Annotated in this window: 22 protein-coding genes; 16 read left to right on the top strand and 6 right to left on the bottom strand. The window is 39.1% G+C overall.

What is annotated here, in order from left to right:
• The first annotated feature begins 570 nt into the window (after window positions 1–570).
• From AC1VU3_RS15580 to AC1VU3_RS15560, 5 genes are all read left to right on the top strand, one after another.
• On the top strand, window positions 571–1,455 hold the full coding sequence (locus AC1VU3_RS15580; protein ID WP_482983932.1) for a helix-turn-helix transcriptional regulator: 885 nt from the start codon (window positions 571–573) through the stop codon (window positions 1,453–1,455).
• A 97-nt stretch (window positions 1,456–1,552) separates the two neighbouring features.
• A complete protein-coding gene (locus AC1VU3_RS15575; protein ID WP_482983933.1) occupies window positions 1,553–1,930 on the top strand; it encodes a GntR family transcriptional regulator in 378 nt (125 codons plus the stop codon).
• Window positions 1,930–2,817: an ABC transporter ATP-binding protein gene (locus tag AC1VU3_RS15570; RefSeq protein WP_482983931.1), complete on the top strand. Its 888-nt coding sequence runs from the start codon at window positions 1,930–1,932 to the stop codon at window positions 2,815–2,817. The genes AC1VU3_RS15575 and AC1VU3_RS15570 overlap by 1 nt, the downstream gene beginning before the upstream one ends.
• Window positions 2,798–3,514, top strand: coding sequence for a hypothetical protein (locus AC1VU3_RS15565; RefSeq protein ID WP_482983930.1), 717 nt, complete (start codon window positions 2,798–2,800; stop codon window positions 3,512–3,514). Before AC1VU3_RS15570 ends, AC1VU3_RS15565 begins: the two co-directional genes overlap by 20 nt.
• Complete coding sequence (locus tag AC1VU3_RS15560; protein ID WP_482983929.1) at window positions 3,511–4,179, top strand: hypothetical protein; 669 nt, start codon at window positions 3,511–3,513, stop codon at window positions 4,177–4,179. The genes AC1VU3_RS15565 and AC1VU3_RS15560 overlap by 4 nt, the downstream gene beginning before the upstream one ends.
• Window positions 4,180–4,201: 22 nt before the next feature.
• Here AC1VU3_RS15560 and AC1VU3_RS15555 read toward each other — a convergent pair whose 3' ends face one another.
• On the bottom strand, window positions 4,202–4,429 hold the full coding sequence (locus AC1VU3_RS15555; RefSeq protein WP_482983928.1) for a hypothetical protein: 228 nt from the start codon (window positions 4,427–4,429) through the stop codon (window positions 4,202–4,204).
• A gap of 38 nt (window positions 4,430–4,467) precedes the next feature.
• Between AC1VU3_RS15555 and AC1VU3_RS15550 the strand changes: the two genes are divergently transcribed.
• A complete protein-coding gene (locus AC1VU3_RS15550) occupies window positions 4,468–5,445 on the top strand; it encodes a GNAT family N-acetyltransferase (protein WP_482983927.1) in 978 nt (325 codons plus the stop codon).
• Window positions 5,446–5,466: 21 nt separating this feature from the next.
• Here the strand turns inward: AC1VU3_RS15550 and AC1VU3_RS15545 are convergent, their stop codons facing one another.
• The gene (locus tag AC1VU3_RS15545) at window positions 5,467–6,480 is read right to left on the bottom strand and encodes a PQQ-dependent sugar dehydrogenase (protein ID WP_482983926.1); all 1,014 of its coding nucleotides are present in this window, start codon (window positions 6,478–6,480) and stop codon (window positions 5,467–5,469) included.
• Between the two features lie 159 nt (window positions 6,481–6,639).
• On the opposite strand from AC1VU3_RS15545, the gene AC1VU3_RS15540 reads away from it, so the two are divergent.
• Window positions 6,640–7,374, top strand: a complete 735-nt coding sequence (locus AC1VU3_RS15540; RefSeq protein ID WP_480390618.1) for a sulfite exporter TauE/SafE family protein — start codon at window positions 6,640–6,642, stop codon at window positions 7,372–7,374.
• A 14-nt stretch (window positions 7,375–7,388) separates the two neighbouring features.
• A complete protein-coding gene (locus AC1VU3_RS15535; RefSeq protein WP_480390619.1) occupies window positions 7,389–8,339 on the top strand; it encodes a D-2-hydroxyacid dehydrogenase family protein in 951 nt (316 codons plus the stop codon).
• Window positions 8,340–8,480: 141 nt separating this feature from the next.
• Here AC1VU3_RS15535 and AC1VU3_RS15530 read toward each other — a convergent pair whose 3' ends face one another.
• Window positions 8,481–10,628 carry a M28 family peptidase gene (locus tag AC1VU3_RS15530; RefSeq protein ID WP_480390620.1) on the bottom strand — a complete coding sequence of 716 codons (2,148 nt, stop codon included), beginning with the start codon at window positions 10,626–10,628 and terminating at the stop codon, window positions 8,481–8,483.
• Between the two features lie 123 nt (window positions 10,629–10,751).
• On the opposite strand from AC1VU3_RS15530, the gene AC1VU3_RS15525 reads away from it, so the two are divergent.
• Window positions 10,752–11,366 (top strand): PH domain-containing protein, encoded by a 615-nt coding sequence (locus AC1VU3_RS15525; protein WP_480390621.1) that lies wholly within the window; start codon window positions 10,752–10,754, stop codon window positions 11,364–11,366.
• Between the two features lie 132 nt (window positions 11,367–11,498).
• A complete protein-coding gene (locus tag AC1VU3_RS15520; protein WP_482983925.1) occupies window positions 11,499–12,317 on the top strand; it encodes a VanW family protein in 819 nt (272 codons plus the stop codon).
• Between the two features lie 12 nt (window positions 12,318–12,329).
• Here AC1VU3_RS15520 and AC1VU3_RS15515 read toward each other — a convergent pair whose 3' ends face one another.
• The 3 genes from AC1VU3_RS15515 to AC1VU3_RS15505 are packed head-to-tail and all read right to left on the bottom strand — an operon-like array spanning window position 12,330 to window position 13,650.
• A complete protein-coding gene (locus AC1VU3_RS15515; protein WP_480390623.1) occupies window positions 12,330–12,770 on the bottom strand; it encodes a small multi-drug export protein in 441 nt (146 codons plus the stop codon).
• A complete protein-coding gene (locus AC1VU3_RS15510) occupies window positions 12,767–13,195 on the bottom strand; it encodes a DUF3021 domain-containing protein (protein WP_480390624.1) in 429 nt (142 codons plus the stop codon). Before AC1VU3_RS15510 ends, AC1VU3_RS15515 begins: the two co-directional genes overlap by 4 nt.
• Before the next feature lie 2 nt (window positions 13,196–13,197).
• Window positions 13,198–13,650, bottom strand: a complete 453-nt coding sequence (locus tag AC1VU3_RS15505; protein WP_482983924.1) for a LytTR family DNA-binding domain-containing protein — start codon at window positions 13,648–13,650, stop codon at window positions 13,198–13,200.
• 233 nt (window positions 13,651–13,883) lie between these two features.
• On the opposite strand from AC1VU3_RS15505, the gene AC1VU3_RS15500 reads away from it, so the two are divergent.
• From AC1VU3_RS15500 to AC1VU3_RS15475, 6 genes are all read left to right on the top strand, one after another.
• A complete protein-coding gene (locus tag AC1VU3_RS15500; RefSeq protein WP_482983923.1) occupies window positions 13,884–14,813 on the top strand; it encodes an AEC family transporter in 930 nt (309 codons plus the stop codon).
• On the top strand, window positions 14,814–16,433 hold the full coding sequence (locus tag AC1VU3_RS15495) for an ATP-binding protein (protein ID WP_480390627.1): 1,620 nt from the start codon (window positions 14,814–14,816) through the stop codon (window positions 16,431–16,433). It abuts the gene before it with no gap.
• The gene (locus AC1VU3_RS15490; protein WP_480390628.1) at window positions 16,417–17,100 is read left to right on the top strand and encodes a response regulator; all 684 of its coding nucleotides are present in this window, start codon (window positions 16,417–16,419) and stop codon (window positions 17,098–17,100) included. The genes AC1VU3_RS15495 and AC1VU3_RS15490 overlap by 17 nt, the downstream gene beginning before the upstream one ends.
• An 866-nt stretch (window positions 17,101–17,966) precedes the next feature.
• Window positions 17,967–18,965 (top strand): Bug family tripartite tricarboxylate transporter substrate binding protein, encoded by a 999-nt coding sequence (locus tag AC1VU3_RS15485; RefSeq protein WP_480390629.1) that lies wholly within the window; start codon window positions 17,967–17,969, stop codon window positions 18,963–18,965.
• Between the two features lie 53 nt (window positions 18,966–19,018).
• A complete protein-coding gene (locus tag AC1VU3_RS15480) occupies window positions 19,019–19,465 on the top strand; it encodes a tripartite tricarboxylate transporter TctB family protein (protein ID WP_480390630.1) in 447 nt (148 codons plus the stop codon).
• Between the two features lie 19 nt (window positions 19,466–19,484).
• Window positions 19,485–21,011: a tripartite tricarboxylate transporter permease gene (locus AC1VU3_RS15475; protein ID WP_480390631.1), complete on the top strand. Its 1,527-nt coding sequence runs from the start codon at window positions 19,485–19,487 to the stop codon at window positions 21,009–21,011.
• Window positions 21,012–21,104 lie beyond the last annotated feature (93 nt).

The following is a 21,104-nucleotide window of genomic DNA, read 5'->3' as shown; positions in this document are numbered from 1 at the left end:
CAGCGCCGATGGTAGTTGGGGGTCTCCCCCTGTGAGAGTAGGACGTCGCTAGGCAACAGCAAGGCCGTCACCGAGTCGAATCGGTGGCGGTCTTTTTCTATTGGCCAAAATATCTACGAGAAGGGGAGAAATTGCTGGACAATATCAGGGCAGATGGAATTACTCTCGTTCATAGGAGGAATACTCTCGGATAGGTGGAGCTTACTCTCATTCAGCAGGAATACAGGGAGCATTTACTCTCATTCGTGTCGGACTAAAAGGAGGGATATATTCCGAGACATTCTCCCACCAACAATTTTACCCTCTTGTTAAAGATGAAAAGTCTATCTCGGTCTCTTATTTTTAAAGAAAGCAACAATAAGTAATAAAAAATCTTTCTCTTTTTCTTAATGTCGAACTACCTTTCCCCTCCAAATGACATTTCCCAGGAAATATTACAGAAAAACAACATTTCTCTTCTCTTTCTTATTATTAATCTCCTATACTTGTCTAAAAGGAAACTAATAGCAAAAATTATCAAAACTTAATAATTTGTAGGTTATAAACTGTATATAAGGAGTGGAATGAGAGATGAGTTTAATCCATAAGACAATTACTTGGCTAGAAACAAAGCTGGAGGAATCCATTGATAAGGATGAGATAGTAAAAGTATCAGGGTATTCCTTTTATCATTTTCACCGATTGTTTCGTCAGAAAGTCGGTTTGTCTTTCTATGAATATCTGCGTAATAGGAGGTTAACAACTGCAGCTTTAAGACTTATTTACTCGAACGATCGAATTATAGATATTGCAGTACGCTATCAGTTTGAATCACAAGAAGCTTTTACCAGGGCATTTAGAAAGCTACATGGATTACCGCCAGGTAAATATCGTACTCTCATGAAATCCTTAATAAACCAAACTAAAAATAAGGAGGAAGTAAGCATGAAGGGATGGTTTTTAAGTGGGATGGCACCTCAAAAGTACAAGATAGGCAGAGATTTTAAGGAGGTGCACCAGGGAAATGCATCGGGCTATTTAAAATCTATAAAAGAAACCCTGGATAATGACTTTGGAACAATGATGCAACAGTTTCAGGCAGGAAATTGGAAAGGGAAAAGGATTAAGCTTTCTTGTTTTATCCAAACGAAAAATGTTAAAGGAATGGCTGCACTTTGGATGAGAATTGATTCAAATGATGGAGACACCCTGCAATTTGATAATATGAGTAATCGACCGATCAAAGGAACAACAGGCTGGAATTACTACACAGTAGTACTAGATGTATCTCCAGCAGCAGGTGGTATTTATTTTGGTGTAATCCTCCAAGGTGATGGAGAAGTTTGGATGGATGAATTTAAGATAGAAGAAGTAGATGAAAAAGTACCAATTACTAATCTTTTGGCTTCTGATGTCTTACCTATGGAGCCAGTAAACCTTAGCTTTGATGTAGATATAGTAGAAACCACTATTTAAATAATAGTGGTTTTTTTCTGACTTTAAAGTTACACTAAAACATAGTACATTACTGCACTAATGTACTCACTTCCCTTAGGAAAGGAGGATTCCTTATATCATGATTCAAATGGATAGCACAAAGCCAATATACATACAGATTGCAGAGTGGATTGAAAATGAAATAATAGCAGATCGTTTTATTCAAGACTGTAAAGTTTATTCCCAGTACCAGCTGGCAGAATTATTTAATATTAATCCTGCCACTGCAGCAAAGGGATTGACTTTGTTAGTAGAAGATAAAATTTTATACAAGAAAAGGGGATTAGGGATGTTCGTTACACCAGAGGCGAAAGCGATGATTCTGGATAAACGTAAAAATGAAACATTGACTAGCTTGGCTGAGGAGCTTGTTCGAGAAGCTAAGAGATTATTATTGTCGGAGGAACAATTAATTGAGCTTATTAGGGGATTGAATAAGGAGGGGGAAGAGTAATGGGCAACATCATTGAATGTAGAGGCTTAAAGAAAAAGTATAGAGGAGCTCATATTTTAGAAGATATCAGTTTTGCAATTAGGAATCCAAGTATTACCGGTGTAATTGGGCGAAACGGAGCCGGGAAAACTACGCTTCTGAAGATTTTATCAGGATATATGAAACCTACTTCCGGGGATGTTCAAGTTTTCTCAGAGAAGCCTTTTAATAGCTTACTTGTTTCTGCTAATAGTATTCTCATCGATGATGGGATGACGTTTCCTGATTCCATAAACTTAAAGCAGATTTTTGAGATTGCTCCTTCATTTTATAAGAAATGGGATAGTGAGCTTGCGAATAAGCTACTTGAGTATTTTCAATTGAATCCAAAGCAACGTCATTCTAAATTGTCTAAGGGGAATCGCGCTACCTTTAATATGATATTTGGTTTAGCGACTAGATGTGAGCTTACGATATTTGATGAACCGACGAATGGGATGGATGAAGCAGTTCGTGCTGATTTTTACAGGGCTCTGCTAAAGGATTATATAGCACTACCTCGTACTATATTAATTTCTAGTCATCATCTTGCGGAGATAGAGAACCTTTTAGAGGATATTCTGTTAATTGATAAAGGGAATGTCTATTTTCAGGAGTCCGTAGAAGATTTACGTGAATATGCTTTATCTGCAACGGGGCCTATTGAAGTAGTAAACAGTTGGATGAAGGATAAACAAGTAATTAATTCGAAAAAGGTGAACGAGCATTATCAATCTGTCATTGTGAAAGCTGAGTCGATTGATACAGTACCTTCTGAAATCACGATTAAGCCTGTGAGTGTTAGTAGCCTGTGCAGGTATGTGACAGAGGAAGCGAAGGGGGAAATAGATGATGTTTTTGATCAATAGTAATATGTGGTCGGTTGTAAAATCTCAAGTCTCTTTTAAATTACAGGTCTCTTTGTCTGCGGTAGTTTCGATGGTAGTTATACAAATCTTGGCGCTATTGCTTTCAAGTATGGGCACAGGAATGAGTAGTAATGGTTATGTAAATATCTACATCTACTCATTAGACTTAGTTCTCCTACTTATGGTTGTATGGTCCATTATTGTTGGCTACCTATTACCATCAAAAGGGTATAGGTTCGATGATGCAAGCTTTGTTGGAACTCCAAAAAGCGGTAACATAGCGAACGGTATCATGCTTTTTATTCTTAGTCTATTTGCAGGTGTGACAACTTATTTAACTTATTACCTTTTATTTATTGTCCTTCATTTTAGGGGAATGGAGGTTGTGAGGAGCACAACGAATTTTGATGAGCCGTTGCAGGCAATCCTAACAATCTTAGTATTTATCTTTTATATTTGGGTAGCTGGAGCAGTAGGCTATCTTGCAGGGACGCTAGTACAGTATTCTAAGCTGTTTAAGCTGGTTTTACCAATAGCGGCCTTGGCATTACTATTCACATTTACTGGGCAAGGAATTATACAGACCTTGTTAGTCGATTCCTCTAATTTAATCTTGATTTTAAAATTAATGGTGACTTCACTGGCGCTTATTTTCGTTGCAGGGATTGTATATAAAAGATTGGAGATAAGAACATGAGTATAGCAGCTATTTTACCTATCATTTTATTACTAACTTTTATTGTTTTATCGGGGATTATATTTCGAACGGTTAAAAGGCTGCCGAGACTAAGTATGAATGTTAGTAAGGGTTTTATCTTGTTGTATGTATTTGTTTTAGTTGGATCTGTTCTTATCTTTGTTGCAATGCCAAACAAGGGGGAAACAGCTCTTTCAGTGCAACAGATAGAGTCGCTTTATCAGGAGAATATGAAATTGGAGAAAGCTTTTCAAGAAAAGAATATGAATAACATAGACCATATGCTGGTGGATTCCTTTTCCTATGACGTAGCAGGTGACCAGGTCACGTTGGCTTCTGACATGCTGGTACAAACGAAGGTTTGGATTGATTGGATTGATTCTGAGGATTCCTTTGTAGAGGGGACCGTTTACCGGTCTAATAACGTTTATGATGGAATAAAAGCAGAGCCGAGTATTCTACAAATTAATTGGAATGAAGATGTTCTATCCATAATGCATGAACAAAAGGTAGAGAGGAATATACATCATGTAAAGCCAGCACTGGCTATTGAGGAATTTATGAACAATGAGGAGAAGATGTATTTCTGGGACACAATCTATATTCACTTAAAGGTTCCGAAGCATTTAGATGTGATAGATGAATCTGGTTTACAAGATTACTAAAAAAGTGCCTTGCCAGGCACTTTTAAATTAGATTTCTATTATCTCCTACTCCAATTTTCATTAATGCCTGCATTGCGTTAGAACCTACGCCTATACCAGCACCGACAGGTCGGAATCCGGTAGCTGCTTCGTAAACTTGTATCTCAAGTCCAAGTGCTTGTAGCGTAACGACTGCACAAAGGCCACCAATTCTCCACCTATTATGGCTATTTTCATCTTTTATTCCTCCTAGATAGCTATATTGTAGCAAGAATTTTGTGATATATTAAATAAATGGGAGGGATGGCAATGGTTACGCTTGAAAGCTATCATAAAAAGTATAGAGAGGCATTAAACTATCAGCTTTCTGAAGAACAATCGGTGTTTACAGGTTTTCCGGTTGAACTTTTAAAACGATGCCAGACGAATCCAGGATACAAGCCGATTGTCATTTTGTTTAATCAAGAGGTTGCTGGTTTTTTTGTATTGGATAGTGGAGAGGATAAGTTTCATTATACAGATCAGGAAAAGAGTTTATTGCTTAGGGGTTATTCCATACACCCAAATTTTCAGGGAAAAGGAATCGCAAAGGCATCACTAAGGCTATTGCCTGCATTCGTAAAACAGCTGGATTCGGATATTGAGCAGATTGTATTGGGTGTAAATGAGGCCAATAAACCTGCGCAGGGAGTGTATACAGCCACTGGATTTATAGATGAGGGTAGGCGCTACATGGGAACAAAAGGGGAGCAGGTTGCAATGGTCTTACATATAAGGGACATTATTATAAGAAAGGCTTTACCAGGTGACGAGCAAGGGATAGTAGACGTTTGTATAGCAGGTCAGTGGAATACATATAAGAATCTTTATTCAAAAGAGTACATAGAAAAAGTAATTGAAAAGTTTTACACCGTAGAACGAATTAAAAAAGAAATAGAAGAGACGAACAAGGATTGGAACGGTTATTTTGTTGCAGTGCTTGATAATCAGATTGTAGGTGCTATCGGGGGTGGGGTATACGACGAAAATATAGCGGAGGTTTATGTGCTGTATTTAGATCCGGAAAAACGCAATCTCGGTATTGGCACTAAGCTACTTCAATATTTAACAGACGTACAGAAAAATAAATACGGAGCAACAGAACAATGGGTGTCTGTGGCGAAGGATAATATGCTTGGTATACCTTTTTATGAAGCGAGAGGTTTTATTTATCAAGGGGAGCAGCAAGCCTATGAAAGTAATCAAGAGGACAATACCGTTTCTCTACGCTATAAAAGAAACATATAAAACTGATGTGGAATCTCCACATCAGTTTTTTTCCTTCAGACGGTACAGCTTATCATCCTCTTCTCCTGGATTTCCTCTGCCATCGGTGTTATTAGAAATAAAATAAATAGAATCTCCATCAGAGAAAACGTCCCTTATACGACCATAGCCAGAAATGGATTGTTCTACTTTTCTTGTTTCCAAATTTAGCACTTTAATTGCCTCACCTCGCAGAGTTGCTATATAAAGCTTTCCTTTGTGAAAGGCTACTCCAGATGGTGCCCATGTTTCCTCCTTACTGGTGGTATAGATTGGTGTAATAAGACCTTCCTTTGTTTCTTCCCCTTCGATAATTGGATAGCCATAATTGGAGCCTTCTTCTATCCTATTAATTTCATCATTTGCGGCTTGTCCATGCTCAGATTCATAGAGAGTTCCTTCTGTATCCCAGGCAAGGCCTTGTGGATTACGATGTCCGGAAGAATAGATTTCAAAGGAGCCCTCGTCTGTCAAAGAAAGAATTTTTCCGTTTAGTGAATCAGAATCCTGTGCTAAATCTGGGTTCCCTGCATCGCCTATCGTTGCAAATAAGGTTCCATCAGGGCTTATCTCTAATCTGCCCCCATGATGGATGCTACCAGTTTGCACATTATCTAAATGTATCTCTTGCTCAATCCAACTGCCTTGCTCTCTTTTAATAGAAACGATTCGATTATACGAGCTCCCATCCCTATCATAGGTGTAGTAAGCAAATGCTTCCTGTGTTTGTTCAAAATCAGGCTTAAGTACAAAACCAAGTAATCCTGCCTCTGGAGCGCTAGACAGCTCATCAGAAAAGCGTACTTCCTCGAAAGTGAGATGTTCCTCCTCTACGACTGCAATTCGTCCAATTCGTTCGGAAATGAAAAAGGTGTTTCCATGCTTGTTGATATCCCATGGAATGTTTAGGTTAGCAGCAACGATTTCCGCTCGTCCCTCTTCTCCTTCCACCTCTTTTTTCGTATCGGAGCAACCAGCTAATAGAAGTAAACATAAAAGAAATATTATTTTCTTCATTGGAAAACCTCCTTGCTGTGCTTACTTCTTCTAAGATTGCTTAATCTCCTGCCAATATTTATAAGTATTTCAAATGGAAAACCATAAATTGTATTGAATTTACTTATTATATTTTAAAGAGTATTCTAAATTTACAAGAAGAGGAAAGAAGGCATTGCCATGGAGTTTGTTATTTTTTTTATGATTGGGATTGTTGGGAATGTCATTGGAACCTTAGTTGGGGGTGGGGGGTTAATTAGCTTACCGATGATGCTGTTAATGGGCCTACCCGTGCATTCTGCTATAGGGGCTAATAAGGTGTCGAATACGGTAAGCTCATTATCTAGCTTTCTCGTTATTTTTTTGAAGAAGGAAGTCAGTGCTAAAGAAGCAGTCTCTGTATTGGTATTTTGCCTAGGCGGAGGGATCCTTGGTGGGCTTATTGCCTCTTTTTTATCAGGAGATACGCTAACCTTAGTAGCAATTATCCTATTAAGCTTTGCATTCATCAATTCCTTTATGGGAAAAGGGAATTTTGAGGGTACTGCTACTTTTCAATTAAACAAGAAAACGGTACCGTCTTTACTTGGAATCGGGATTTATGATGGGATGTTCGGTCCAGGTAGCAGTACATTGGCATTGTATCTCTATGCGAGTGAAAAAATTGCCTATATTCGTGCAGTAGGGCTAGCTAGGATTGGCGTTTTTGCAAGCTGTTTTGGGGCTTCCATTACGTACATATCAACGGGGAAAATAGTATGGCCACTCACTCTTGCTTTAATGGCTGGAGCGATTATCGGGGCACAGCTTGGGGTTAGGGTCGCAAGGAGGCTTCCAATAAAGCTTATTCAACCGCTTTTACGTGTAGTTACAGTGTTATTAATTCTACAAATTGTAATTGATTACCTTCAATAGGGGGAGATGGGAAGATGAAGTGTATCATTTTAGACGACTATCAACAGGTAGCTTTGTCCATGGCAGATTGGTCTATTTTAAGTGACAAGGTGGAGGTAGTCTCTCTTACTGAACATATAGAGGGACAAGAGCTAGTAGAAGCAATCAAGGAAGCTGAGATTATTGTAATAATGAGAGAGAGAACGCCCTTTGATGCTTTGTTATTGGAGCAGCTACCCAAGTTAAAGCTATTAGTAACATCAGGGATGAGAAATGCTAGTATCGATTTACAGGCTGCTAAAAAGCATGGAATAACCGTTAGTGGTACACAAAGTCATTCGGAGCCTCCAACTGAGCTTGCTTGGGCGCTGATTCTTGGATTGGCTAGAAATTTATCTTTAGAAAACAACAATTTTCAAAATGGTGGGCCTTGGCAAAGCACAATAGGTGCAGACTTATATGGAAAGCAGATAGGATTGCTTGGTCTAGGTAAAATAGGTACAAAAATGGCTACTATAGCCAAAGCATTTGGTATGAAGGTGGTTGCATGGAGTCAAAACCTTACGAAGGAGCAAACGGAGCAGCATGGGGTTGAGCTTGCTTCCTCTAAGGAGGAGCTACTACGAACGAGCGATTTTGTTTCCATTCATCTTGTCCTAAGTGATCGGACAAGAGGTCTTATTGGGGAGCAAGAGCTTCAATGGATGAAGCCAAGTGCTTATTTAATTAATACTTCCAGAGCACCGATTATAGATCAAGAAGCTTTAGTTTTTGCTCTAAAGAATAAGTGGATAGCTGGAGCAGGGGTAGATGTATTTGAGATGGAGCCTTTGTCTGTAGATCACCCCTTTCGAAAACTATCTAATCTGCTGGCAACACCGCACTTAGGATACGTTACGAAGCGGAATTATGAGGTCTATTTTCAAGGAGCAGTGGAGAATATTCAAATATACTTAGAAGGAAAAGTGATTAGAGAGCTTCTGTAATTTGAAGGTAGTGGGAGAAAGAGTCCAACGCTACGGAAAATAGGAGGTTCTATAACAAGAAAGCCCTTATGATTCTATCATTTGATAAGAATCATAAGGGCTTCTCATTTGGTTTGTCACAGTGTCTTCATATATTTAAGATTATTGATGTCTTTCTAGTAGCCTTGTTAGCTCTGCAATCCCTGCAACTTGTTTATCAACAGTAGATTTAAGCAAGGATTTTTGGTCTTCTAATACCTTTTGGAGCTGTGTTATTTCCTCTGTTACGTCTGCATTTTCTATCTCACGCTTGTCCTTCAAGGAATGAATGAGGTCATATAAATCTACGTGACCCACGATTCTTCCTTCCCCCCAAGTTAGCTTATCAGGAGAAGCTTCTAACACGTAGTCAGTAAAGTAATCGAATACTTCTTTTTCGAAGTCGTATGCATACCAGTTATTATCGATTAACCATAGATGTTCATCGAGAGGTGTCGCAATATCGCCTTTCTCTAACCCATCAATAGAAGCTTGGAGGTTTAAGATATTACCTTGAGCATGCTCATGAGGAAAGATGTTTCCGTCCTCCCATGTTAAACGAGTAAATTGATCCTCCGAGTGTTTGAATGCCTCGAGTAGGCCACTGTTTAGCTTACGACTTTCGTTATATAGCTTCTTAGCAGCTGCATAATCCTCTTCTTGAAGAGCAGCAAGGTAATCATCATTCATTTCCTTCACATGCTTATTTACTGTTTCTGCAGCTTGTATCGCTTTGTCTATTTCAGCAACTAACGTATCTGTAGGAAGATCTGCGATTTCAAATGCTTCCTCATCTATTTTTTCCTTCATTGCCTCAAGACGTGCAGTAAAATCTAGAGGAACAACTGCTGTACGGTCGTAATGCATCGTTAACATCCCATATTGATAAAGGTGGAATTTAAAAGCTTTTTCATTATAGACATCCTCATTATCAAATTGGGAGTGATAATGGGTACGCGAAAAATCGCTATCCTGGAAGTCATTGCGCAGTGCGGGAACACCAGCAATGCTAAATGAAAAATCATCAGACCATGTTCTGAGAGGTGATACTACTGAAACCCCGTCTTCATACACACCTTCAATTTTCGGTACTGATTTGGTAAAATCGGTAATGAATTTATTTAACTCGTAAACTGTTCGAATTTCATCCTGAGTCGTATGCTCGTATGCAGGCATTTCAAAGTTCATATTGGCAAATGCTTTTCCTACCCATTCTGGATGAATATTAAAGATTTGATTGTATGCGCCTGTAGACCAGTCATAACGTGAGTTTGAAACTCCCCATTCTTCGGCTGCTAATGCATTGAAGATAATTGTTTTTTCAGGCTGGTAGCCGCTATCGATTAATCCTTTGGCAACTCCCATTAGCATGCCGATTGCTGCATTATCATCCTGGAAGCCTTCAAAATAGGAATCGTAATGGGCTGATAAAATAATATAAGATTCCGGGTCTTTCCCTATTATCTTTCCATAATAGTTATAGCTTGTCCCATTCATTTCTACAGTAGACTTCGCATCGAATGTAACAGTCATTGTTCCATTTTCGCTTTTCTCTAATGCTGCCTTTAGCTTGTTTCCATCTGTCTGTGACATCGAAAAGGCAGGGGCATCATCTGGTCCACAAACATCTTGCGTGTTTAACGCATCAGGATCTACTTCACCATAGCCAGCTTCTTGCACAGCGATTACTCCAGCTGCACCTTTTAAATGAGCTTGGTAGGCAGGATAATTGATCCACCATTCTTCACGTTGATTTATATCAATCAAGACAAGTTTACCTTCTATGTCTAGCCCCTCAAGGTCCTCGGCCGTCGCTTTGCCACCATAGATGATGTCAAATTCCTTTTCACCACCGGTATCAAAGTTGACCTGATAGCCACCTAATACAGCAAGATGCTCTTCTCCATTTTCATTTGTAAAGGTTAAATCAGCCTTTTCAAATGTCCATGTATCCAAGGTGAATTCATCCTTTGTAACCTCTTCGAGACCAATGCGTTCCATTTCTTGTCCGATTTTTTCACCAGTTTTTATCTCTGCTTCTGATCCAGCAGTACGGTAGCCAAGCTTCTCGTTTGTTTTAAACTCACCTAAGCTCTTTGTAAATTCATAGGCATAGTCAACATCCACTGCAGAAAGATAAGCATCTGTTGCATCCTCTATTTTACCTTCTAGAACTGGCTCTTCTTTCTCTGCTGATTCCTCTGGGTTGCATGCTGTCATGGCGGATATCACCAACATAGACCATGCAAAACTATATACAATCCTTTTCATTTATCACATTCCTTTCCAAATATGTAGAGGTTTATCTTAACAAAATGTATATATTTTTACCACTTCCCTTATACCCATCCGATAATCTATATTAATAGTATGTTAGATTAAGGAGGAAAGACTATGTTAAAAAAGTTAGCATCCGATGCATTAGGGATTTCTGATATTGGAGTAGTAGTCCCTAAAACAGATTATGACAAGACAGAATCAGACGATTTCGTCATGCATGAAGCAGGGGAGGTTATTTACTTCCTTATTAAAACAAAAGCAGATGAGTACTGCTTTACAAACAAGGCATTAATTCATGTGGATGGAGAAAATGCAGTAAGTAAAAAACGTTTACTTCGTAGATATGATTATGCGTATTATCCAATTACAGAGGTAGCCTTAGAAACTGCTGGTACCATCGACTTAGACGTGGAGATTAAGTTTACTATTGGAAATGTTCCTCTTTCCATCGACATTCACAAGAAATTTACAAATGAAATTAAAGATTTATATAAAGTAATTCATGCCATTTCTTTAGAAATGAAGGAAAACAAAAAGAAATTTGAAATTGCTCAAAATAGCTTAGGGTATGCGGCTCAGTCAGTAGGGAAGATTGAAAGTAAGGATGTAACACCTGCTGCTTCCTTCGAATCTATTGCGAAATTTGCTACAGATTGGATGATTGAACAGCAAGATAAGTACGTGAAAAAGGATTTTGCAGACGTATTTGAGCTATATATTAACCAATAATCACAAAAAAAGCGAGTTAATGAACCGGACTTGGGTCATTACTCGCTTTTTTTATATGGAAGAAATAATTGCTACCAAAAAAGAAATAAAAATGTTAAATTTTACATATCAGTAAAATTAGGGGCGAGGGGGATGCGGATGGAATCGTTACAGCCAAAAAAGAGAAGTGATTTAAGAATATTTTTAGGTAAGAAATATTACCGTGCAAAGAGATATGTAGAGTGGTATGCAGGGAAGAAAAGATATGCAAAAAGGAAGGAGGCAGCTCCAAAGAAGGAGCTCATTTTTACACATAAAACGCTTCTGTTAAGAGAGCTGAAGGACGTAGATATGTGGCTCCAACATAACAAAATCCATAACTTGAAAATAGCCACTGGAAAAATTAATGGCATTGTCCTTCAGCCAGGGGAAACCTTTTCTTATTGGCGGCTGATCGGTAGTACTGGGAAGAGGAAGGGCTATGTGGAAGGAATGATCTTACATTATGGCAAAGTCACTACCGGAATAGGTGGAGGACTTTGTCAGCTATCAAACCTTATCTATTGGATGACCCTTCACACTCCACTAACAGTAACTGAGCGATATAGACATAGCTATGATGTATTTCCAGATTCCAACAGAAGTCAGCCATTTGGGAGCGGAGCAACCTGTGCATACAACTATCTAGACCTTCAGATTAAAAATGAAACAGCTCAGCCCTATCAACTGCTTCTCTATCTAACAGATACTCATCTAGTAGGAGAGTGGAGGGCGGACCTTCCTGCAACTCGAACCTACGAGGTTTATGAAAAGGATCATCTAATTTCCTTAGAATATTGGGGAGGATACGTTAGGCACAATAGTATCCACCGTAGAGTCTTTAATGTAAAGAATGAGCTGGTTGATGATGAATTCATTACCCATAATCATGCCATTATGATGTATGAGCCGATGATTACAACACAAAGTTAGGTAGATTAGGGTCTAACGGACAAAAAAATCAAACCCTAATGCTGTCACAATCCCAAAGGCAAGAGCCCAAGCGCCTATACTAATGGTAGACCATAATAATGTGCTTTTCTTTGTAGCTCCTAACGTCATCCCTATAAATGCTGCTATATGGGAGCCAATTAAAATGGGTCCAAGCATAATCATTCCTGGTAGTCCATATTTGTTCCATAACTCCTTTGCCCGTTCGCTTCGCTTCGATTCGGGCTTTTCTTTTCCTTCTCTTCTCTTGGCAAGCCAAAGCTTAAATTTGTCATAACCAACGATGAGCGCAACGACGGTTACCATATTCCCTACAAAGCCTGTAACTACAACCCAAAAAGGATTTAAGCCTCCAATAATTCCTACAGGTATAACTAATGCTAGCTCAAGCCAGGGAATGGCAGCTCCTAAAAACACCATAAAATAACCCATCATATCTCTCCTTTTGTTAATTTAAAACTACTTAATTCTTCATTAAGCTTTTTCATTTGATTTTTTGAATAGAAATAAAAAGCGAGCCAAATACATAGATAAACGAATACAAATAGAAGAAGTGAAATAGCGATTCCTATGACACTTAAGGGAACCCATCTAAACCAAAATACAAAAACGATATAGCCTATAAAGAGCGTTAGAAAGTGATAGATAGTTGCCTTCATTAAGGAAACTCTTAAATTTTCAAAATATAAAGGAGTTACCCAAAATAACCAGCCACAAAACATGGAGCCCAGGGAGTTTTTTATAAATAAGTGCCCATTTAACATCTCTTGTCCATTAAGGATGATAATACCTGTAATGATGATGGATACAAAGCATCCAAAAAACACCCCAACCATGCTTCTCCATAAAAAAGATTTCATGCTTATTTCCTCCTGTTCATTTGTAAAGCATCTTTTATTCTACGTACATAATTACGTGAGACATATTCCCTTGTGCCAGACTTAAAATACACACAAAGTGTCCCATTGAACATAGCTTCAAAGCTACTTAACTCATGTAAATTTGCTAGAACCGATTTAGAAAGCCGTATAAACTGATTGGAGGGTAAAATAGCCTCAAGCTCATATAGCTTTTCTTTCATTTTGTAGACACCAGCATCGTTTACAGCAAACACCGCATCTCCTTCTGAATAAAAATAGTGAATAGAAGAAGGCTTTAATATATGCTGTAAGTCCCCAAGCTTTCCAACAAGAAAATGATTTTCTTGGCTTTTTATATAGTCTAGTAGCTCTTGAATGGTATCATTCCACTCAGGTGCTTCAATTGTCAGTTTGGGTTCTTTTAGCTGGTCATCAATTGTTATAGATACCTTCAAGCAGTTGCCTCCTTTTTTTGTTAAATATACATACTATTTGAATTTATATAACTATTGTACACATAGATGCTTAGGGAGTCCCCTTATTTTCGGCAAGAGGGCTGTTCTGCTAGGTAAAAGGAGTGGATATAGGGGTAAATGGAGCAGAAAGATTTCTATAGCAGAAATGAAAAAGGAGTGAGATAATGATTGTAAAATTCAAATGATTCAAAAATTAAGGAGGAGGATATTCCTTGGAGTATTTGGGAATGGTGTTTTTTCAGGTTGTAGCTCCAATCCTGATTATGCTGATAATAGGAGCGGTATTACAAATAAAATTCTCCTTTAATTTGAAAGCTTTGTCTAACCTCATCACCTATTGCCTAATGCCCGCTGCTGTCTTTGTAAATATCTACGAGACGCAAGTAAATGCTAGTGTTTTAGGAGAAATCATTTTCTACTTAATTATTTTTAGTTTGGGATTAATGCTTATTAGTTGGGGAATGAGTAAGCTATTGCGACTGGAGAAGAGGGAAGCTGCATTATTTCAAAATAGCATTGTGCTTATTAATTCAGGAAACTATGGGATTCCAGTGAGTCAGATGCTGTTTTCGGCAAATCCAATAGGAACCTCTATTCAGATAATCATTGTTATTTTTCAAAACATTATTACCTATACATATGGTCTTTATAACCTGATTTCTTCCACAAAATCTGGTCTGGATATTTTAAAAAGTCTGCTTCGCCTACCACTTGTACATGCCTTGATTCTCGGGGCTATTATGAACTATTGGAATATTGGTTTACCTATTTCTTTAGAGATTCCACTAGGGTATCTAGCGAACGCTTTTATTTCTATTGCGTTAATAACGCTTGGCGCACAGCTTGCGCAAATAAATATAAAAACACTTTTTAGTCGTGTTATTTTGATGAGCTCATTTGGTAGGCTGCTCATTGGCCCCCTATTAGCTTTGGGTCTGATTTTTCTTATGGATATAGAAGGGGTAGTGGCACAATCGCTTTTTATCGCAAGTGCTTTTCCAACCTCACGTAATAGTGCGACACTTGCCTTAGAATATGATGTAGAACCAAACTTAGCAGCACAGATTGTTTTACTATGCACCATTCTCAGTTGCATAACGGTGACAATCGTAATTTATTTATCGAATGTGTGGTGGGGATAAATGAAGAAAAAGAAGAAGCGATCCCTTCAAACGAGAATCTTTTTTTATGGAGCATTATTTGTTTCATTTCTAGCAATAATCATTGGTCTGTCATTTTATATGGTAATTTCCCATGCGATAGAAGAGCAAATTGGGGAACGAGCATTAAGCATAGCTAAAACAACAGCTGAAAGACCCGACATTGTTGCTGGCTTCTCGGCAGATGATCCTGTAGCAGCCTTACAGCCTATAGCTACAGACATAGAGCGTTTGACAGGGGCAGAATATGTTGTCATTGGAAATGAACAGGGGATTCGCTACGCACATCCCGTAAAAGAAAGAATTGGACAGAAAATGGTGGGGGATGATAATGAACAGGCACTAAACTATGGACGATCCTATGTGTCCGAAGCGACCGGTACATTAGGGACGGCGCTTAGAGGAAAGGCCCCTGTTTTCAATGAGGATGGAGATATTATTGGTGTTATTTCTGTAGGATTCCTAAAGGAAGATATCTCCCATATATTCGCAGGCTATATCGACAATATAGGCTATATCGTATTGGTTGCAATCGTATTAGGGGTGGGAGGCTCTAGCTTACTTTCTCGTAATATAAAAAAAGAGCTTTTTAATCTGGAACCCTCCGAAATTGCTAATTTGTATACAGAACGCAATACATTGATCGAATCTGTGAGGGAAGGCATTATCATGGTAGATGCGACTGGCTCTATAACGATGATGAATCAAGCTGCATATGAAATGCTCTCACTTCCAGAGGAGGCGGACCTGATTGGGAAGAAGATATGGGAGGTTATCCCGAATACATACTTACCACAGGTGATGGAGTCTGGAGAAAAGCATTTGGATCGACCGATGGAGATTAGAGGGAAAAAATCCATTGTGAATAGAATACCGCTCCGAGTTGGCAATGAAATTGTCGGGGCAGTTTCAAGCTTCCGATTACAAGAGGATATCGACAGACTAGCCGAGGAACTATCCCAGGTGAAACGATATACCGAAGCGTTACGGGCACAAACGCATGAGTATAACAATTTCCTTTATACGATTTCAGGGTTGATACAATTAAACTCCTACGAGGAAGCTATTCATTTAATTCAGAGGGAAACAGCTGAGCATCAATCACTTATACAGTTCATGACTAAAAGGCTGCAGGATCCTTTTATAGGAGGGATAGTCATTGGGTTTTTTAATCGTGCAAAAGAATTAAAGGTTCGATTTATCTTAGACGAGGACAGCTATTTAGAGCAGCTTCCTGCTCATCTACAAAAGCATCTATTAGTGTCTGTTATTGGTAATTTAGTAACCAATGCATTTGAGGCCGTTGAAAAAAATCCTATGGATCAGCGCTTGGTGCGCATTTACTTATTTGATAATGGAGATGAGATTGTCATAGAAGTGGAGGATTCAGGACCTGGCATTTCTGATGAGTTGCTAGAAGATTTATTGACCAATCGAGTATCAACGAAAAATGCAGAAAACCGAGGCTTTGGACTTTTAAAGGTCAGACAAAATCTGGAGGAGATGGCAGGTAGAATTTCACTAGAAAAAGGAGATCTGGGTGGAGCCTTATTTATTGTTTCCATTCCAAAGGGAGGATATTTACATGACAAAAATCATTGAGATCCTCATTGTGGAGGATGATAAACGTATATCCAATATACATCGTAGATTTATTGAAAAGCTAGAAGGGTTCCGTGTGATAGGGGAAGCACATACAGGAGAGGAAGCGGAGGATTGGATCATCTCGTTTAAGCCGGACCTAATTCTATTAGATGTTTATTTGCCAGATACACTTGGTACAAAGCTGTTAAAAATGATTCAGGAGCATAGTCCAGAAACAGACGTCATTTTTATAACCGCCGCTGCAGAATCAGAGATTGTAAAAAAAGCATTTCGAAGCGGTGTGGCCGATTATATTTTAAAGCCTCTCACCTTTGAAAAATTTAAAGAAAGTCTGCTTGCCTATAAAGCGAAAAGGGACATTCTTGCTGGGGAAGGTCAGGTACAAGAGGACCTAATCAAATCATTGTGGAATAAGTCTAGTGTCTCCGGTAAAACAGAAGCTCTACCTCCGAAAGGAATAGATCCGATTACGAAAGAAAAAGTGGTTAGCCATATAACCCAGCTGGAGAATGGGATTACGGCAGAATCTCTCGGAAAAGAAATTGGGATTAGCAGATCTACTGCGAGACGCTATTTAGAGCATCTTGTATCAGAGCGTGTAGTTTATACGGAACTGATTTATGGAACAGTAGGTAGACCTGAGAGAAGATATTTTATTAAATAAACAAGAAGTATAAGGAAAGAGCCTGGGTCAAAACAATAAAACAGCACTAGTGATTTTATATGTTTGATGAAATCGCTAGTGCTCTCTTACTTTTAAAATGTGGTTCTTCACTTCGTCGGATGCTTTCCGCGGGCACGGCTCGAGCCTATAGTCTCTCCCTCGTGCGTTCCCGCAGGAGTCACCGACGCCGTTCCGAACCAATAGTGCTAACTTATAATAAAAAAATCTTGCTAAGAACCTTGGTAAATAGAATGAATAACAAATAATAAAAAAATGTCTTATACCATTTTCTTCCATTTAATGATTAAATGCAAAATTCAGAGTCTAATCACAAGATCCAAGCCCCTAATCATAGGGTTCCACTCCGAGAAAGATTCATCGCAAGATAGGACCCCGAAATCGCCAGATCCCGCTAGTTAATCACAAGATCCAAGCCCCGAATCACAAGGTTCCACTCCGAGAGAGATCCATCACAAGATAGGACCCCAAAATCGCAAGATTCACATGTATAATCACAAGATCCAAGCCCCTAATCGCAAGGTTTCACTCCGAGAAAGATTCATCGCAAGATAGGACCCCGAAATCGCCAGATCCAGATGTATAATCACAAGATCCAAGCCCCTAATCACAAGGTTCTACTCCGAGAGAGATTCATCGCAAGCTGGGACCCCCAAATCGCAAGATCTATTTTCAAACCTCTTCCAAAGGACAGTTCATCCATTCTTAACGCATGAACTTTATGAACAAAATAGACTTTATTTTCTTTATCTAACTTATCGACAGAAACATTGAAAATAACTAATATTTTGATAAATTAATAGAAAGCGTTTTGAAAACGCTATCATTTTATAAGGGGTTGTATGAATATGTGGAAGAAATTCACTTCAATTGCTGCTATTGCAACATTGTCGCTAGGGTTAGCAGCTTGTTCGTCTACACAGGCAGATGAGGAATACCCGACTAGTAATATCACAATCGTAGCTCCTTCAGGTGCAGGTGGAGGATGGGATTTAACAGCAAGAGCAATAGCAAAAACGATGAATGATACAAAAATTATTGAAAAGCCAATCACAGTGGAAAATAAGCCGGGTGGTGGTGGAGCAGTTTATATGGCGGAATTTGCTACAAAGGAAGCAAAAAATGATTATATGCTCATGGTGAAATCACCCCCTATCTTAATTAACAACAATAAGGCAGAAGGAAACAGTCCATATGGCTACAAGGATACTACCCCACTAGCACAGCTGACACGTGATTACGGGGCAATCGTTGTAAAAAGTGATTCTAAGTTCCAAACGCTTCAAGATGTGTTGGATGCTATTAAAGCAGACGCAAAGGCTGTGACGCTTGCGGGTGGGTCTGCTCCAGGGTCGATGGACCATTTGGTTGGAGTGCTTCCAGCTCATGAAGCGGGAATTGATCCAAAGTCTGTGAAATATGTTTCTTATGATGGAGGCGGAGAAGCAATTGCTGCTTTACTTGGGAATAATGCAGATGTAATCGCGACAGATGCTTCTACTATTGCAACATATGTAAAGTCTGGCGATGTCCGCGTACTAGCAGTTAGTTCTTCTGAAAGACTAGAAGGCGAGCTGGCAGAGGTGCCAACTTTTAAAGAGTCGGGAATCGATGCAGAGTTCACGATTTGGAGAGGTATTTTTGGACCGAAGGAAATGTCTGATAAGGCAAAAAGCTATTGGGAAGAAAAGCTAGAGAAATTAGTAGAATCTGAAGAGTGGCAAGCAGAGCTAGAAAGAAACGGATGGGCTAGCGAGTATAGAAACTCAGAGGAATTTACCAAATATCTAGAGGAGCAGGACAAAGTAATTGTAGAATTATTAACCGCTCTAGGAATGCAAAAATAATAGATAAAGGCGACCTCCGGAGTGTCGCCTTTTCTGTTTAGGAGGAGACAGTTTTGAACAAAAAATTTGATAGGATTGCGGGGATTTCCTTCTTATTAATCGGTATTTTATTTGTAGTAGAGAGTCAGCGCATTTCAGATAGTGCGTATGGGTCTGCAGTTGGTCCAAAAGTCTTTCCAATGTGGCTTGGAATCATTCTCATTTTATTAAGTGCCCGATTAATTTACGAAACATTTAAGTACAAATCGGAGAAGACAGGGAAAGAACAGCTCCAGTATAAAAAGTTTCTTATTATTTTTGTTAGTGCACTTCTTTATGCTTTCTTATTAGAAATAATCGGATATGTGCTTTCCACTTTCTTATTCTTATTAGTGGCGTTCCAAACGATGGAAAAAGGAAAGATTATGTATTCCCTGGCTATATCTGTTCTTTTTTCAGTGGGAATCTATTATCTGTTTTCGGAGCTCCTGGGCGGTTCACTTCCAGGGTTACCGTTTTAAGAAAGGGGAATAGAAAGCGATGGATACATTACAGTTTTTAGCAGATGGGTTTAGTGTTGCATTTCAATGGCATAACATATTATTCGCATTAGTAGGTGTGATCATAGGGACTGCTGTGGGGGTGTTACCAGGGATTGGTCCTATGAGTGGGGTAGCGCTGTTAATACCTGTGACAGCTACTATTACATCAGGAATGCCGACTGAGGCTGCCGCAGCAAGCTCTATTATTTTATTAGCTGGGGTATATTATGGTGCTATGTATGGTGGTTCTACTACTTCTATTCTATTAAATACACCAGGCGAGTCTTCATCTGTAGTGACTACACTAGATGGCTATCAGATGGCAAAGCAAGGCCGTGCTGGATCAGCTTTAGCAATTTCTGCAATCGGTTCGTTTGTTGCAGGAATTATCGCTTTAGTAGGATTGGTATTATTGGCAGAGCCACTGTCAAATGTAGCCATTAAATTTGGTCCAGCAGAATATTTTTCCTTAATGCTTTTAGGTCTTGCTGCAGTAAGTGGTCTAGCTGGTAAGTCGATGACCAAGGCTTTAATCATGACCGTTTTCGGGTTGATGCTTGGAACAATCGGGATTGATGCGGTTTCTGGTATTGCTAGATTTACATATGAACAACCAATCCTTTATTCTGGTCTAGAGTTTTTAACGATTGCTGTAGGTTTGTTTGCACTCGGTGAAGTATTCAAGACAATCCTAGAACGTGATCAGGATACTGGAACCATTGCAAAGATTAATCGCATTATGCCAACAAAACAAGAAATGAAGGAAAGCTCCGTACCGATTGTCCGTGGTTCCTTATTAGGCTTTTTCATAGGTGTGTTACCTGGAGCTGGAGCAACTTTAGCATCCTTTTTCTCCTATACAGCGGAAAAGAAGTTTAGTAAAAAACCAGAAACCTTTGGAAAAGGGAATATTGCTGGGGTAGCCGGACCGGAGTCTGCAAACAACGCTGCATCGGGTGGAGCAATGATTCCACTTTTAACACTAGGTATTCCTGGATCTGGAACAACGGCAATCCTGATGGGTGCACTAATCATGTATAACATTCAACCAGGCCCTTTATTATTTGATGAGCATCCTGAGGTTGCTTGGGGACTTATTGCAAGTATGTTCATAGGGAACCTAATGCTACTTTTATTAAACATGCCACTAGTTAGAGTGTTTGCCAAAATCATTCAGACACCGAAAAAGTATTTACTTCCGATTATCATTGCTATCTCCTTCTTTGGGGTATATGCAGTTCAGTACACAACCTTCGATTTGTTTTTATTACTAGGCTGTGGTATTTTGGGATACTTGCTTTCTAAGAATGACTTCCCGGTGGCGCCCCTAGTACTGGCACTCGTTTTAGGACCAATGATTGAAAACAATATGCGCCGTGCCTTGACTATATCTAATGGTGATTACAGTATATTTTTAACAAAGCCTCTGTCAGTTGTTTTCCTAATTGCTGCTGCAGCTTGGCTACTGATTCCGCTCATTTTAAAAATGAGAGGGAAACAAGTAATTGTGAATGAAGAGGAATAAGGAGGAGGGGTGTCCCATAAGTAAGGGACACCTTTTTCTTTGACCGATTTCTGCTATGTAGCATTGCTCTTGTAGTAGCAAATATAGATTCGC

The organism is Psychrobacillus sp. Z16_25 (genome assembly GCF_056856695.1).
This window is presented reverse-complemented; position numbering and strand designations above follow the sequence as displayed.